Origin of the sequence: Paenibacillus sp. FSL M7-1455 (assembly GCF_038004655.1) — a bacterium.
Classification (GTDB): Bacteria; Bacillota; Bacilli; order Paenibacillales; family Paenibacillaceae; genus Paenibacillus_AQ; species Paenibacillus_AQ cookii.
This window is the reverse complement of the sequence record NZ_JBBORO010000001.1, coordinates 248,179-262,874: the sequence shown is the minus strand read 5'-3', so window position 1 is coordinate 262,874 and position 14,696 is coordinate 248,179. Positions and strand designations below refer to the sequence as shown.

Sequence of the window (14,696 nt, the reverse complement as noted above, 5' to 3'; positions counted from 1 at the left end):
TCTGAAAAGAGGGTAGTCTTTCCCCCTCCCCATAAGACAGGGCTAAACGGTTTCCATGTTAATTTGTGGTAAACGTCATTCTAAGGCAGCGACTTTGGCGGCGATACGTTGCCAGGCGCAGCGGTTCGCGAAATCTTTAGCCAGTTTCAGAACGACTTGTCGGCTATGCTGAATCATCGTAGCTGCACAGTGGAAAAACTCTAGACGGAACCGGGCAATCGTATACCCTTGATGGACCGGTTCGCAACAGTCTCGCTTGAATCTCTCGTAGAGATTGTAGGCGAGCAGCTTGATGAGCAGGTCGATTTCATTAGCGGTAAAGTCACCGGTAGCGATTCGATCGATGGAAAAGCCGCGTTTGGCTTCTTTGATATAGTTCTCCATGCAGCAACGCTGGTTGTAAAAGCGCCAAAGGTCGATCGGCTCCCACTCGAGATTGGTGACGATCGCTTCGTAATGCCAGTCCGTATCGAGGAGAAGCCGAGCTTGATCGCCGTCAAACACCTGCGCTTTACGAATCACCACAACGCGGCGCGGTTTCTTCCATGAGGTGGCTTGGTAGATCAGGGTGATCCCCTCGATGACCCAATCCTCATCGACAAACCGCTTCCAGTAGCGGCATCGCCCTACTTCGGCCTGAAGTCGCTGCGTCCATTTCAATTTCCCGACATACCCGATTCGCTTGGCTTCCCATAGGCTGTAGAAGTCTTCGCCGCCAAATCCCTTGTCAAACCGGGCGTACTTTACCGGACGGTCACCAAGCAACTCAAAGATCTGACGGAGGAAGGCGGCTGCATCGGTGGAAGCGTGCGTATTCCCAGCACGCAGTACTGCATTCAGGCACAGGCGCGACTGGCCCTCAAACGCCATCAGCGGATGGTAACTTTTACGTCCGGGTTTGTGGGGATTCGTGCCGACTGCCGCCCCCTCTTGGTGACCGTATACCGTTTCTACCGTGGAGTCTAGGTCCACGATGAGTTCAGAAGGCAGACAGGGTGCAATAATCTGCTGATTCAGCTTTCGCAAATCCAGCGTTAAGGTTGGGCGGGTCTTGCTGAGTCGATCCAGTTCCTTATACAGCAGGGTGTGATGCGGACAGCGCCCGCCGAGAAACCGCCGGATGAGCGCGTCATGTTGCAGCCTGCGGAAATGAAAGAGGCGTTCGCATCCGAGTATCCAGCCGACAATGAGATAGAGCAGGATGCGGAAAACAGGGAACAGGGAATTGCCTTGCTTGGTACAATTTAAATTCTGCAAAGCCTTACCGAGCTTGATTTTTTCGAGATATTCCAGAAAGATTTTGCTTCCTCCAACATTTGAGGCGTTTTGCAAGGTAAATTCGGTCTTGATTTTGCTGACGGGTGTGGTAGACTTCATCTAAAAGGTGCTCCTTTCTTTGTAGGTGATGTTCTGGACAAACACCATTCTACCAAAGAATTGGAGCCCTTTTCTTGTTTTTCAGACGATGTTACTTTCGAAATTCAGGATTATACAAAGAATTACGGTAGTGGAAATAAAACAATAAATGGTTATAAGGTCTTCTACAAATTAGCAGAGAAAGATGAAGATCCTGACCCTATTTTGACTATAACATATCAGATTGGCTATAGTACCTTATACGTTATTCAGTTCCCTGATTACAAGGCTTCAAATAAATCAGTAAAGCGCGTTACTGCAATAGCAATGCCAAAGGGAACCTCAGGAAAGTTCAAAAACCCTTTTACATCATACGCGAATTGGGGTAATTACCGTTTTCTTACTCAAAATGGTGCTTCAACAGTATATCCAGGAAATGTTAGTGGCTTGATTGAAAATACTTGGAGTCATGGCGGATCAATAGACTATATAAAAAATGTTATTAGCTCTACAGATAGGGATGAACAATATAAAATATATTAATTGAGCGTTTTGCAGTAATCTGAGGCCTTGAGCCGTAAGGATTTTCGGACATAAAAAAGGGACTTCACCCCAACTTGGAGAAGTTTTCAAGTGACCAAACCCAAAAACCTCAAGGATGGAGGAAGTCACTTTGTATATTCTCCAAGAATGTCTGTTTTCCTTCGAAGAACTTTTAAAAATTCAACCCAAGGAGAGATTGCCGATCTTCTTCAGCTCTCTCGATCTGAGACCGTATGCCAAGGAACTGAGAAGCCGTTCACCCCGAGGCGCTGAGGGATACTGCAGACAAGGTATTCTACGAGCACTCTTGGCTGCGCCGCTTGAAGGAATAAGTACCTTTTCAGGGTTGCATAAGCGTTTGGATACGGATCTCCGGTTTCGTTATCAGTGTGGTCTTCCGCTGGATCGAGAAGCTCCTTCCATATCCACATTAAGCCGAGTTTTCTCAGAACTGACGAGAAAGGACTTGGCAAAACGGCTTTTTGAGGATTTGGTCACACGCTGTCAGCAGGAAGGTATCATAGAAGGCAGTAACGTCGCCATAGACAGCGCCGCTCTCCGCGCTTACGAGAAAAAGCAGCCCAAACGCAAAAGCGAGCAAACGGGTAATGCGAACTGGGGCGCAAAAATTGATTCCTTCGGCAATAAAATCACATGGTTTGGTTACAAAATTCATCTGGCGGTCGATACGAAAAGTGAATTGCCGATCGCCTTGGAAGTAACGCCGGCGCATGTCAATGATGGAGAAATGGCGCCGGGCCTGATCGAGAAAACAGCGTCCAGGACGAGCACACGATTTTTCATACTCGATGCGGGCTACGACCAAATGAAAGTTTATGAGGCCGCCCGCAACGTCAAGGCACAAGCCATCATTCCCCTTAATCTTCGGGGGGAGAAGGAACCGCCTGCTGGCATGACCTCGAACGGAACACCGTGCTGTTCCATGGGTTATGCGATGACATACTGGGGAGTTGACGGCGATATGCATAAATTTCGCTGCCCGCATGCCACGGGTAAAGTCGACTGTCCGCTTGGCATGGCTGCCTGCTCGTCTTCAAACTATGGAATGGTCGTCAAAGTAAATGCGAAGGATGATCTCCGGCGATACAGCATCCCTCATCGGGATACAAAGCGTTGGAAGGAACTTTACAATGAACGAACCAGCGTAGAACGCTGCAACTCCCGATTGAAAACCTATTTGACGGCAGACGCCGCACATGTCCGGGGCATTCAGAAAGTCACAACTCACCAGTATTTGAATGCCATTGTTCTGCTTGCATCTGCGCTCGCCGTTTCTCATCATTCAAAACGGGCTGCCGCTTAAAAAACGAGCTGTTCTAAAATTCTGCAAGTCTGCCCTTTTCTTCATCCATATAATACCATTTTCGAAAATTCCCCCTTAACGACAGTGAATATGCTATCGCTTCTTCTCTGAAACGGAATTATGCAAAACACTCAATTACTAATTCATGACAATAGTTGCGGAATTTTTTTTAATAATCAGCAACTATTGTCATTGTTTTTGTGTTTATAGTATAAAACAACTTATAAGAAGTGGAGGATACTAAATGTTCATGATGTTCACAAAAAAAATGGCTATTTTAATTTCTATGATATTAGGAATTGTTTTATTTTCGAATCAATCTTTCGCTAACTCAAATGTCATGTTGCCACAAATTGATACGACTGATATTTTTGTACTCAACGAGAGTACAGTAGTTTTGTTGGACCGCGTTTCTAATAAAGTCGATCTAGTAGACGTTAAAACAAATAATTCGATCAATTTATCAAGTGACTCAAATCCCATTTTGGATTTAGGAGTTATTAAAAACCCGGAAAAATTTATTCTTTTAAAAAAAATTAGTCCTACAAAGATCACAAAAAGTGTGTTCTCCTTTAAGGGAAATTTACTTTCAAAAACTGAAATCCCCATGAAAGATACGGGTGATAAATTAAAATGGGTTGCTCCAACAGGAAAAGTGAATGAGAGAATTATGGTGCAAACCAAAAATGTTTTTAATTTGTATGAATACCCTTGGAAAAAGCCAACTGTCACCTATAATGCCCAAGTTGTAGATAAGGGATATGAAAGTGTGAGTGTCATGGATTGGGATTTTGAAAAATACCCAAATTTAGCTATTAAATATGTTGGACAAGGTATCGGTATCGATGATTATTTTCTTAAGACTATAAATCTATATACAAAGAAGGAATCTTTTTTCAAAGATTTCAATACAGATTTCCAATTCAAATTTTTGGGTAACAAACTTTCAATTTTCAATTCTTACACATATCAATCAGTCTTGGCTAGTGCTAATCGACCAAAACCAACAGATTCTCAAGTATTCTATAGGATCATCAATGTTAGTACAAATAATAAGATTAAATCATTGCAATCATTCTTTAATGAGGATAAAGATAAAGAATCGGGTTGGGTAACTGTTTTTAACAATAGTCAACTTTTTGTAGGTGATCTGGCCAAACAAACATGGTCATTGTATTCATCAACTGGAGAGTCAATACTGAAAAATCAGAAGTGGGCGATGGGAAGTAAATTTATTAGCTATAATTCAAATTTAAAAGTTGCCTACTTTTTAGAATACAAAGACGGTAAAACTATTATTTCTTCATATCCTGCTTCTGTGAAATGAGTTCACATAACATACGGAAAAAAACATCAAATATTATACGACAAGAAAAGGAAAAAGGGCCCGAGTACGGCAAACCGGTCACGATCGGCAACAACGTATGGATCGGCGGACGAGCCGTCATTAATCCGGGCGTCACGATCGGCAATAACGTCGTGGTGGCCTCCGAAGCCGTGGTCACGAAAGACGTTCCGGACAACACGATCGTCGGCGGCAATCCGGCAAGAGTGATCAAAAACATCGACGTATAGGATGCGGATTTTCTAGCCCTTCGTGAATAGGCGAAATATGCACACATACAACAAAACGGACCTTTCCCCTGCCGGATGCGACAAGGAAAGATCCGTTTTTGTTCTCATATCGAACCCTAAAAAGAAACTTATCAGTCCATCTTAATCGTATCGATAGACCCGCTCCAACCGGCTGCCCAAGCGGCTTAGAATCTCGTTCGCCACGGTGCCGCACCGCGCGGCGATTTGTCCGGCCGTGATCGTCTCCGCCCCGTCTTGTCCGATGAGCGTGACCGGATCGCCCTGCCGGACGCCGGCGATGGAGGTCACGTTGACGGTCAGCTGATCCATGCAGATGCTGCCGACGATGCGTGCCCGCTGCCCGCGAATGAGCACGTACCCGCCATGTTCGGAAAGCGACCTCGGAATCCCGTCGGCATAGCCGATGGACACGGTCGCGATCCGAAGGTCGCAGGAAGGAATAAAGTTCCGTCCGTATCCCACCGGATCGCCGGCTTTTACCTCTTTCACTTGAGTCACAACCGACCTTAAGGAAAGGACGGGCCGCAAATCGGCCTTCGTCCGCACCTCGTCTTCCTCGCGGCTCAGCAGTCCGTACAGCGCGATGCCGGGACGGACCAGATCGCAGCTCACCTCCGGGTAATTCAGGATGCCGTAGCTGCTCTGGATATGCACAAGTCCGGGATCGATCCCCGCCTCCCTCAGCTGCCCGATCGCCAGTTCAAAACGGTCCAGCTGCTGCTGCGTAAAACGGGTCTCGGCCTGCCCCAAGCTGTCCGACATGGACAAATGGCTGAACGTCCCCGTTACGTTCAGGTGCGAAAACCGGTAACATGCCATGATCGAATGCGGGTCATGACACGGCACGCCCAAACGGTTCATGCCGGTATCGATTTTGACGTGCACGTTCAGCTTCACTCCATACGCATTCAGCGCCTCGCCGTATTCCCTGCTGACCATCGTTTGGGTCAGGCGGTAACGGGCAAGCTCGGGGGCTCGCTCCGGAGACGTGTAACCCAAAACGAGAATGTCGCCGCGTACGCCATGTTTGCGCAGGGCGATCCCTTCCCCGATCTCGGCGACGGCAAAGTGGGCAATGCCTTCCCGGCTCAGCTCCCGCGCGGCTTCAAGGCTTCCATGCCCGTAAGCATTCGCCTTGACGACGGCCATGATCCGGGATTGCGGCGGCAGCACCCGCTTCAGCTCCGCCGCGTTATGCCTCAGATGGGTCAGGTTGATCTCCGCCCAAGCGCGGTGGCCGCGGCTTGGGGCTTCTTTTTTTCCCGCCATCGGAATAAGCAGCATCAGCAGCCGGTCCATAAGAGCCCAGGTCTTCATCGGACGGCTTGCTCCTTCCCGAACCCCAGGCCTGTTCCATGTTCCGGACCGGACGCGCCTCCTGGCCCCTTGCATTCATGATAAATCGTGACGACGCATCCATTGACGTTGTTGCCCGAGATCTCCACTTTCGCACCCGGCTCCGTGCGGACGGCAATCTCGGCTCCTTCCTCTCCGACCTCCACGGTGAACATCTCGATCAAATGATCCTTGTACTTTTTGAAGAGATGCGGTCCGTCAGGCCTAAACTGCCGCATATATTCGGTATACTCCTCAAGGCACATCCCATATTGGTCCATGATGATCGCATGAGGCACGCCGATGTAACGAAAATGCCACGGCTCGCAGGCGATATGGGTGAGATGCTCTTTCCCTTCCCGGTATCGCTGGATAAAACCAAACTCCGCGGCTCTGCGGCGGAATTCCGCGAATACGCCGTCCTCCGGAAACGACGGGCAGATGTAATCCACGCCCGCGTCCATTTCCCCGACGTCGACGGCGAGTCCGGTCTGGTGCTCGCTTTCGCCCGGCCGCGCGACATAGCTGGCCGTAAAAATCGGCCCGTTGGCTGCGTAAGACTGGTCGTAAATGCGCTGTTGCTCCATCCGCGTCCGGTAACCGCTGACGATACCGATGGCCTCTGCGCCGCCGCAGGCCGCAAGCAATGCCTTCAGCTGCCGCAGGCATGTCCGCTCGAGGCGCATGCAGGCTTCTTCCGTGCTGGCCCGGGCGACCCCCTCAACGGAAGCCAAATAACTGGAGTGGATCGCATGCTGCAGCGGATGTTCCCTGTTCACCAGCACTAGAGGTCCGCGATGGACCATTTTCGGTTGCAGACGTATCGCTCGCTTAACCATCATGCTCTTGCCTCCTTGGATAACGCAAGCTGGATCAGACGGTGCATCAGCTCCGGGTAGCCGATATGGCTTGCGCGCATCATGTTCGGGTACCGGCTGGCCGCCGTAAATCCCGGCATGGTATTGACTTCGTTAAACACGATGCGCCCGTCCGGGCAGACAAACATGTCCACCCGGGCCAGGCCCGTGCAGCCCAACGTGCGGTAAATAAGCTTGGCCGCCTCTTTGATGCTGGCCGCCGCATCCTCCGAAACTCGGGCAGGCAGATGGATCGTGGACGTCGCAAGGGAATACTTCTCCTCATAGTCGAAAAATTCGCCGTGCAGCTCGATTTCGTCGATTTCGGCAATCAAGGGATCGGCAGCATGCCCAAGCACGGCGCAGCCGACCTCGAAACCGGGAACGTTTTGCTCGATGACCACCTTATCGTCATGCAACAAGGCGGACCTTATGCCTTCCATCAGCTCCAGCTTGTCGTAAGCTTTGGCGATGCCGAAGGAGGAGCCGGAACGGGCCGGCTTCACGTACAGCGGGAACCCCAGAGGCTCAGCCTTTTTGACCGCGCCGTATAGATCATCCCCGGCATGAACGACGATCGACTCCGCCGTATCCACGCCGGCCAGCTTCACCAGCTTGCTTGCAATGGACTTGTCCATGCATACCGCCGAAGACAACGTGTCGCAGCCGACAAACGGAATGCCCGACAGCTCCAGCAAGCCCTGCACCGTGCCGTCTTCGCCGTTTTTGCCATGCAGCACCGGAAACACGGCATCGACCGGCGTCACGCGGTATTCCGTGCCGACCAGCTCCACCAGCCCGGCCATGTCCCGGCTTGGCGGCAAAAATGCCGGAATGCAGCTGGAATGCTGCTGCCAGCGGTCCTCCCGGATGTCGTCCGTGCCGCCGCCGTACCGGAGCCACACGCCTTCTTGCGTAATTCCGACAAGCACCAAGTCGTACTTATCCCTGTCCAAATGATCGATCACCGAAGCCGCAGACTGCAGCGATACGCCATATTCCGTCGAGCAGCCGCCGAATAATACCGCGACCGTCGTTTTCCGCGTTAATTTCATCAGGTTCTCCCCCGTTCATCGCTTCCGGGCATCAGGCCTTGCGCCGTTCCGCCCGCTTAAGATGTTTTTATTATAAGGAGGGGAAATTAAGCGTTTCGAAACGAAAAATAAACGTTGATAAAGGAAAACTTAAGAAACCTAAAGAAAAAAAGAACGGGCTTCCTCGCCCGCTCCCCCAAGCTCCTTACTCCCAATAAAATAGACCCTTATTCCGAAGGCGCGCCAAATCCTTCCACGTAAAAATAGTCGCCGTAGATCAGCGGCACGCCGGTGTTTTGCCCCTGAGGCAGGTTGCCCGTGCCATGCAGAATCAGCCCTTCTTCCTCCGGATCATCCCATGTGCCGTAATTCCGGTAGAGCGACTCCAGCATCCGGATCGCCGGCTTCCGGTAGACGGGCGCCTCCGTCTCCCCCGACAGCCCGGCGAGCAGCAGCATCCCGCTGGCCGCGCAGGCACCGGCGGAAGAATCCCTTGGCGCCTCCTCTTCCGCAGGCGCGCGGAAATCCCAGTGCGGCACGTGGTCCTCCGGCAGCCTGGCCAGGAAAAACTGCGCCGCCTTCTGGGCCGCGTGCAGGTAAGCGGTCTTGCCGGTATGATGATAAGCTAACGCCAAACCGTAAATCGCCCAGGCGTTGCCGCGGGACCAGGCGGAATCGGCGTCGTACCCCTGCCCGCCGACGCCTTCGACGAATACCCCCGTATCCGGGTCGAACCGCACGATGTGATAGATGGAGCCGTCCGGCCGGATAAAATGCTCCAGCACCGTATCCATGTGCGCCTCGGCAATATGCTTGTAACGCGGATCTCCCGTCGCATGGGAAGCCCAGAACAGCAGCGGCATATTCATCGCGCAATCGATGATCGCCCATCCCCGGTTGTCCTCGCCCTCGAACCATGGATTCCATGCCCGGATAAACCGGCCTTTCAGGTTAAAGCGCGCCGCCAGGTAATTGGCCGCTTTCAGCGCGCGGATTTTGGAGATTTCCTTGCCTGTCAGCTTATGCGACGCTACGCTCGTCAGCGTCCACATAAAGCCGAGATCGTGGTCGAGCCTCGCAAATCCGTCCAGCACTTCGTCCAGCCGATCCTCGCACGTCTCGCAAATTTCCTTGAATTTGGCGTCTCCGCAGTCGTTATACATCAGCCATAGGAGGCCCGGCCAGAACCCGGCCGTCCACCAATAGGGCTGCTCCCGGGTGTATTGGCCCCCATGGCTTGCATGCGGAAATGCCGCCCCGATCCGGCTTGCGTTCAACCGCGTTTTGTCCAACGCTTTAGACCACGCTTCCTCCAGCCATTCCGGCCTACTCTCTGTCCCGACCATTCACTCATCTCCCATCTGTTGACTTGCAAATTGGTAAAAACCCATGCGGCTCATTCGAAACGAAAAGCGAATTCGAGCCGCTGGTTCATAGCCGGGCGCAGCACATGAAAATCGATGCCGTACCACCCCTCGTCCACCCCGAAATGGTTCGTAAAGCTGTGCTCCGTCATTTCCACCCGGTACAAATCCTGATCAAAATCGATCCTCAAGGAACGTCTGCCCGCTCCTATCAAAATGATGCTGCCGTCATCCTGAAACTGCGGCTTGATCTGCGTGACGAACCGTTCCGCGATCGACTCCGGCGGAAGCGTAAAACGGAACTCATCCACCAACTTCAGGGAAGGTAGTTCCCCCTTCTCCCACTCCAAATCACGATCGAGCGCCTCAAGCCCCTGGTCCGGGTAAGCCCCGGAAATGTCCAGCTTCAACCGGTCCCGCCTCGGGCCTGCCGCCGCTTCGAGCACGTCCGCCCGCCTTTCCGCGCCCGGCGCTTGACAGCTGCCGTTAACGATCGGGACCGAGTGTCCCTGGGAGCCATTGCAATCGTAGACGTAACGCTCATCGCCGAAGTAACCCTTGCGGTATTCCCCGGCGCCGAGATCGCATAAAAAAACCGTTTCCTCCGCGACCAGCATGAAATGCCCGAGGTCGTTATGGTTATGCGGCTCGTCGTTGCAGCCGCCTTTGGCCGCAAAACCAAACACGCCTCCCCCGCTGCGATGCCTTGCCACGAGCCACTTCGCATCAGGCAAATAGCTGCTTCCGCTCTCCCAATCGTCCGTGCCGATCCCGTTCCGCGTCCATAGCAGATTGCGCAGCGCCGGCGCCCAGCGGCTGCAATGGTCTTCCGTATACGGCGCCCGAAGCCGCGCCGGCGGCGGCGTCACGCCGGGAAACCGTTCCGCCAGCTTGTGGGACAGCCCCAGATGTACATGGTTTCGTGGATGGGAATCGGAAAAGTTGGCGACTTGATCTCCGCACAGAAAGCATTTCTGCTGGAAGGCCGCGATTTGCGCCACCTTTTCGCGCCGGAACCAGTCCAGCCGGCCCTTGCTTCTTGCAGACAGCAACTCCGCATAATACATGAAATAACCGAATCCGTACCGCCAATACCCGATCCCTTCCAGGCACGCCCCGTCCGCACCGAAACCGGAAAGGTAATATTCCATGCTTCGTTCCGTTCTGGCTAAAATATCCGCGAGCCTGCCGGCATCCTGCTCCAGCAGCAGCGCAGCCGCCCCGACCGATCCCGCGCATACCGCCGACCAATTATGGGTCGCGGTTTCCCAGGCATAAGGGCCATGCGCAAGGAAGGGCGTCAGCACCCGCCGCTCCACTTCGCTCCGGATTCGATCCCGTATGAGCGTCGGAAGCCGGGACTGCATCAGGACGAAAATTTCGGCCAGCGCAAACCCGGTTTCCGCCGCAAACAGATCGATTTCGTTGTCAGCCAGACGGTCGGGCAGGTGGGCCGGAACGCACCAGCTGTACTCATCGCATATCGCCCACAAAATATCCAGCAGCGGATCGAGATACTTCTCCGGCGACCGAAGCGTCAGCAGCGCAAACGTGTTTAACCTCCGGCGCCGTTCGAAATAGGCCTGCTCGTACTCCCGTCTTGATCCCGTCTTGGCGTACAAATCGAACAGGGTATAGGTCAGTTCCGGCGTACAAGCCTGCAACAGCCGCTCCCCTTCCGCTTCGATTTCTTTCCATTCCTCCTGCAGCCAATCGGCTTCAGAAAAATAATGCCGCACATCGGCGGCATTCAAATTCCGGGTGTACAGCCGTTCATCAACAGGCTCCATATTTTTCACGATCTCCAGCAAATGCGCCACTTTCGTCCCCTCCCTTTTCATCCCCGGTATCCCACCGGCGTCTGACCCGTGTGCAGTTTGAACGTTTTAATGAAATAACTTTGATTGTCATATCCGAGCTGCTCGCAAATGTCCCCGACGCTGAACCGGGTTCCGTCCAGCAGCTCCTTGGCCCGCTCCATTTTTTGCTTCGTCACGTATTCGATGAAGGTCATTCCGGTTTCCTTTTTGAATAACCGGCTGAAATAGCTCGGATTCAAATGCAAATGCGCGGCTACCTCATCCAGCGTAATGCGGCTGCCAAGCCTCAGCGCCACGTAGTTGCACGCCTCGGTGACTTCCGGGCGGACGGAAGCGGCCTGAGCGCGGGCAAGGGACTCCAAATGCGCGATAAGCCAGCCGCGAAGGTCGTGCAAGGAGTCGAGATCGGCGGCTTCCTTATGCAGCATGTCGGCGGAATTGGAGGGCGTCAGGCGGGGGAGCGCATGCAGCTTCAGCTTGACGTTCAGCAGCAGCTTCAGCGTCCAGTCCTTGACGGTTTCGGCAGGGTATTTGCCCCGTCGTATGAGCTCCATCCACCCGTCTACCAGCTTCCGGAGCTGCGTTTCGTCCTTTCGCAAAAGCGCGTCCCTAAGCTCCGAACAAGCCTGGTCATAGTAAGCGAACAAGCTGCTTTCATAAGACTTCGGGGCAGGTCGGGCCTTCTTCGCGATTTCACCCCGTTCCAGGTAAAAGCGCTGTTCCCGGCTTTCCAGCAGCTCGTTCAGTTCCTGCTTCAGTTCCGCCGGTCCCCGGCTGACGCTGCCGCAAATAAAGGACATGGGAATCTTCAAAACGCGCATGACGGTCTCCCGAGTCGTCCGGACGCAAGCCGCAGCTTCGTCATGGATGTTCACCTTCAGGCTGGCCCGGTAGGAAAACAGCAGCAGCGATGTACGCACATCGTAACCGACATGCAGGCCGGGAAGAGGGCTCTCGCGCAGCACTTCGTTCATGACGTTTCCGAGCGCAAAATGGAGCGTCTGATCCGAGGCAAACCGGTATTTCACCTGCCGGTAATCCTCCACGAAACCGATGACGGGCAAGCATGACGTTCCCTCCTGAAACAGGCCGTACTCCTCCGCTTCTTCACGCCGTTTGTCCTCAGCCAGCAGCGGCTGGTGGATGAAGTTCTTGAACCATTGCTCCTTGCGGAGCTCCCGAGTTCCGTCCATGAGATGCTTCATCCGGGTATGCTCCCAGCCCGTCCGGCGTTCGCCGTCCATCATCTCCTTGAACCGGGACAGCAGCCGCGAGAGCTCATGCGGGTCCAAAGCATCTTTGATCAAGTAATCCTGCACGTTGAGGCGCATCGCCTGCTGCGCATATTGAAACTCGCTGTGGCAGGATAAAATCGCGACCTTCACATCCGGTTTGACCGCCTTGATCTTGGCGATAAGCTCAATCCCGTTCATCCGGGGCATCCCGATGTCGGTAATCAGCACGTCCGGCGGCTGCTTCCGCGCCTCTTCCCATGCATCTTCCCCGTTTTCATGGGTACCCGGCGGCTTAAAGCCGAGTCCGCCCCAGTCGATGATCTCCGACAACAGTTCGATGACGGGATAATCGTCATCCACCAGCATCGCCTGATACATCCCGCAATCCCTCCCTCAACGGTATATGCATTTCAATGACGGTCCCTTCGCCGCGGCGGCTGAACACATCCGCCCGAAAAGCCTCCCCGAAAAGAAGCCGCATCCGCTCGGCCACGTTTTCGAGGCCGATGCCGGAAAAATTTCCGCCGTCCGCCTCCCGTTCCGCTGTCTCCCGGCTCCGCAGCTTGCCCTCAACGCGCAGCCGTTCGGCTTCCGCCATGCCCTGCCCGTCGTCCTCGATCGACAGCTTGATGAAACCGGCTTCGACCTGCGCCCGGATCCGGATTTCCCCGCCCTGCTTCTTCAGCCCGTGAATGATCGCGTTTTCCACGATCGGCTGCAGCACGAACCGGGGAACCCCAATATAAAAAGCTTCGGGAGCGATGTCCGTGACCAGCGCCACCTCCGCTTTCTGCCTCATGTTCATGAGCCCCACGTAATGGGATACCAGATCGATCTCCTCATGCAGGGAAATTTCGTCCTCATAGCGGCTGATCGTCATCCGGAGCAGGATGGACAGCGATCCGATCATTTGCGCGCTTTCCGGGTCGCCGCGACGCATCACCTTCATTCGGATGGAATTAAGCACGTTAAACAGAAAATGCGGATTGATCTGGGCCTGAAGCATGTTCAGCTCCGCCCGCCTTTTGCGTGCCTGCGTCTCCGAAATTTCGCTGATCATGTCCTGCACGCGGTCCAGCATCTGGTCGAACAGCAGCCCGAGGCGCCCGATTTCATCGTTGCCGCGCACGCCCGAACGCACGAACAGGTTGCCCCGCTGAACCGCCGACGTGACCTTGCCCAGGCGAACGAGCGGCTTCGTAAACGCCCGGATGAGCGCGATAAACAGCAGCGTGAACAACGCAAACAACATAAGCTGCAGGATAAAGACGCGGTTAAAAATAGAGCTGATGTTGACGATCGCATCCTGATAGGGCTGCACAAGGACAAGCCGCCAGCCCGTGAACAGCACGTTATGTTGGGAGACCAGATGCTTTTGGCCTTCGATCGTCCGAATCGACGTCGATTTTCGGCTGCCGTCCGCATCGGCGAACGGGAAAACGGTCCCCACCTGCTTCGGATCGGCGCTGGAGATGATGACGCCTTTTTCGTCAAGGAGAAGCACCTTCTGATCGGCAGACAGATCCCCGTAAATTTGGTGCAGCTGATCCTCCATCATCGTCACCACGACATACCCGTAAATCTCCGTGCCGTCAAGCCGCAGCGTGCGGGCCACGGAAATTTGGTAGGGATGGTCGAACTTGTCGTAGTTATAGACGGTCGGCTCCGGGCCGATCCAGTAGGACTCTACGCCATTCAGTTCCTTTAAATGCTCGAACCAAGGCGTTTTTAGAATGTTCAAGGGATTGTAATCGCTTACCGAATAATTCATGAAATAGGACCCGTTCGACAGCAGGACGGTCACGTAGCTCTTTTCCCCCGCGGCCGTCAGGCTGTCGAGCTGTTCGAGCACCCGGTTCCATTCCGTAAATTTGTCGTATTCGGTCCCCTCGTCGTTCCCGGAAGCGACCAGCTTGAAATAAGATCTCAAACCGGAATTGATTTGAATGTAATTGGCAATGTTCAGCATGCTCTTCAGGCGGTTGCTCACGGAGCCGTGCACCAGCATCAGCGAATCCTCCACGTTGGCGATGGCCTGTTTTTTGACGGCCTGCTGCGTCAGCGAATTGTAGATGATCAGTGTCAGCGATGCCGGAACGAGAACGCACACCACCATGGCGAGCATCAGCTTGCGGCGGATCGACGTCGGCGCAAGCCCGCGGATGCGTTTGATTAAGGCGCTCCCCCCCCAAATATGCAAAAGCGGGGGCGGGAAGCGCCCCCTTTTCGGGA

The 14,696-nt window shown here is 53.7% G+C and carries 10 protein-coding genes and 2 pseudogenes; 4 read left to right on the top strand and 8 right to left on the bottom strand.

All coding sequences use genetic code 11. From position 1 onward, the window contains the following. Positions 1-75 precede the first annotated feature (75 nt). A complete protein-coding gene (locus tag NYE48_RS01220; protein ID WP_120463466.1) occupies positions 76-1,377 on the bottom strand; it encodes an IS1380 family transposase in 1,302 nt (433 codons plus the stop codon). On the opposite strand from NYE48_RS01220, the gene NYE48_RS01215 reads away from it, so the two are divergent. The 4 genes and pseudogenes from NYE48_RS01215 to NYE48_RS01200 all read left to right on the top strand — a co-directional run. Next, complete coding sequence (locus tag NYE48_RS01215; protein WP_340996363.1) at positions 1,327-1,899, top strand: hypothetical protein; 573 nt, start codon at positions 1,327-1,329, stop codon at positions 1,897-1,899. The genes NYE48_RS01220 and NYE48_RS01215 overlap by 51 nt on opposite strands. 130 nt (positions 1,900-2,029) lie before the next feature. Further along, complete coding sequence (locus NYE48_RS01210; protein WP_016311143.1) at positions 2,030-3,223, top strand: transposase; 1,194 nt, start codon at positions 2,030-2,032, stop codon at positions 3,221-3,223. A gap of 244 nt (positions 3,224-3,467) precedes the next feature. Continuing rightward, on the top strand, positions 3,468-4,550 hold the full coding sequence (locus tag NYE48_RS01205; RefSeq protein WP_036711143.1) for a hypothetical protein: 1,083 nt from the start codon (positions 3,468-3,470) through the stop codon (positions 4,548-4,550). Between the two features lie 53 nt (positions 4,551-4,603). After that, a pseudogene (locus tag NYE48_RS01200) lies at positions 4,604-4,798 on the top strand (DapH/DapD/GlmU-related protein); the annotation flags it as partial. 141 nt (positions 4,799-4,939) lie between these two features. Here the strand turns inward: NYE48_RS01200 and vanT are convergent. The 7 genes and pseudogenes from vanT to NYE48_RS01165 all read right to left on the bottom strand — a co-directional run bounded on the left by vanT (position 4,940) and on the right by NYE48_RS01165 (position 14,664). Further along, a complete protein-coding gene (gene vanT / locus NYE48_RS01195; protein ID WP_246536819.1) occupies positions 4,940-6,136 on the bottom strand; it encodes a serine racemase VanT catalytic subunit in 1,197 nt (398 codons plus the stop codon). Then, a complete protein-coding gene (locus tag NYE48_RS01190) occupies positions 6,133-6,996 on the bottom strand; it encodes a D-alanyl-D-alanine carboxypeptidase family protein (RefSeq protein WP_340996352.1) in 864 nt (287 codons plus the stop codon). The genes vanT and NYE48_RS01190 overlap by 4 nt, the downstream gene beginning before the upstream one ends. Then, on the bottom strand, positions 6,993-8,066 hold the full coding sequence (gene vanG, locus NYE48_RS01185; RefSeq protein ID WP_340996350.1) for a D-alanine--D-serine ligase VanG: 1,074 nt from the start codon (positions 8,064-8,066) through the stop codon (positions 6,993-6,995). The genes NYE48_RS01190 and vanG overlap by 4 nt, the downstream gene beginning before the upstream one ends. A gap of 184 nt (positions 8,067-8,250) precedes the next feature. Beyond that, a pseudogene (locus tag NYE48_RS01180) lies at positions 8,251-9,391 on the bottom strand (glycoside hydrolase family 88 protein). Between the two features lie 50 nt (positions 9,392-9,441). Beyond that, a complete protein-coding gene (locus tag NYE48_RS01175; RefSeq protein WP_340996348.1) occupies positions 9,442-11,229 on the bottom strand; it encodes a hypothetical protein in 1,788 nt (595 codons plus the stop codon). A gap of 17 nt (positions 11,230-11,246) precedes the next feature. Beyond that, positions 11,247-12,842 carry an AraC family transcriptional regulator gene (locus NYE48_RS01170; RefSeq protein WP_340996345.1) on the bottom strand — a complete coding sequence of 532 codons (1,596 nt, stop codon included), beginning with the start codon at positions 12,840-12,842 and terminating at the stop codon, positions 11,247-11,249. Further along, a complete protein-coding gene (locus NYE48_RS01165; RefSeq protein ID WP_340996343.1) occupies positions 12,817-14,664 on the bottom strand; it encodes a cache domain-containing sensor histidine kinase in 1,848 nt (615 codons plus the stop codon). The genes NYE48_RS01170 and NYE48_RS01165 overlap by 26 nt, the downstream gene beginning before the upstream one ends. Between the last annotated feature and the right edge of the window lie 32 nt (positions 14,665-14,696).

Excerpts from the sequence above, each read along its gene's own strand:
- NYE48_RS01190 (WP_340996352.1), bottom strand. The coding sequence starts at position 6,996 with ATGATGGTTAAGCGAGCGATACGTCTGCAACCGAAAATGGTCCATCGC.
- vanG (WP_340996350.1), bottom strand. The coding sequence starts at position 8,066 with ATGAAATTAACGCGGAAAACGACGGTCGCGGTATTATTCGGCGGCTGC.
- NYE48_RS01205 (WP_036711143.1), top strand. The coding sequence starts at position 3,468 with ATGTTCATGATGTTCACAAAAAAAATGGCTATTTTAATTTCTATGATA.
- NYE48_RS01170 (WP_340996345.1), bottom strand. The coding sequence starts at position 12,842 with ATGTATCAGGCGATGCTGGTGGATGACGATTATCCCGTCATCGAACTG.
- NYE48_RS01220 (WP_120463466.1), bottom strand. The coding sequence starts at position 1,377 with ATGAAGTCTACCACACCCGTCAGCAAAATCAAGACCGAATTTACCTTG.
- vanT (WP_246536819.1), bottom strand. The coding sequence starts at position 6,136 with ATGAAGACCTGGGCTCTTATGGACCGGCTGCTGATGCTGCTTATTCCG.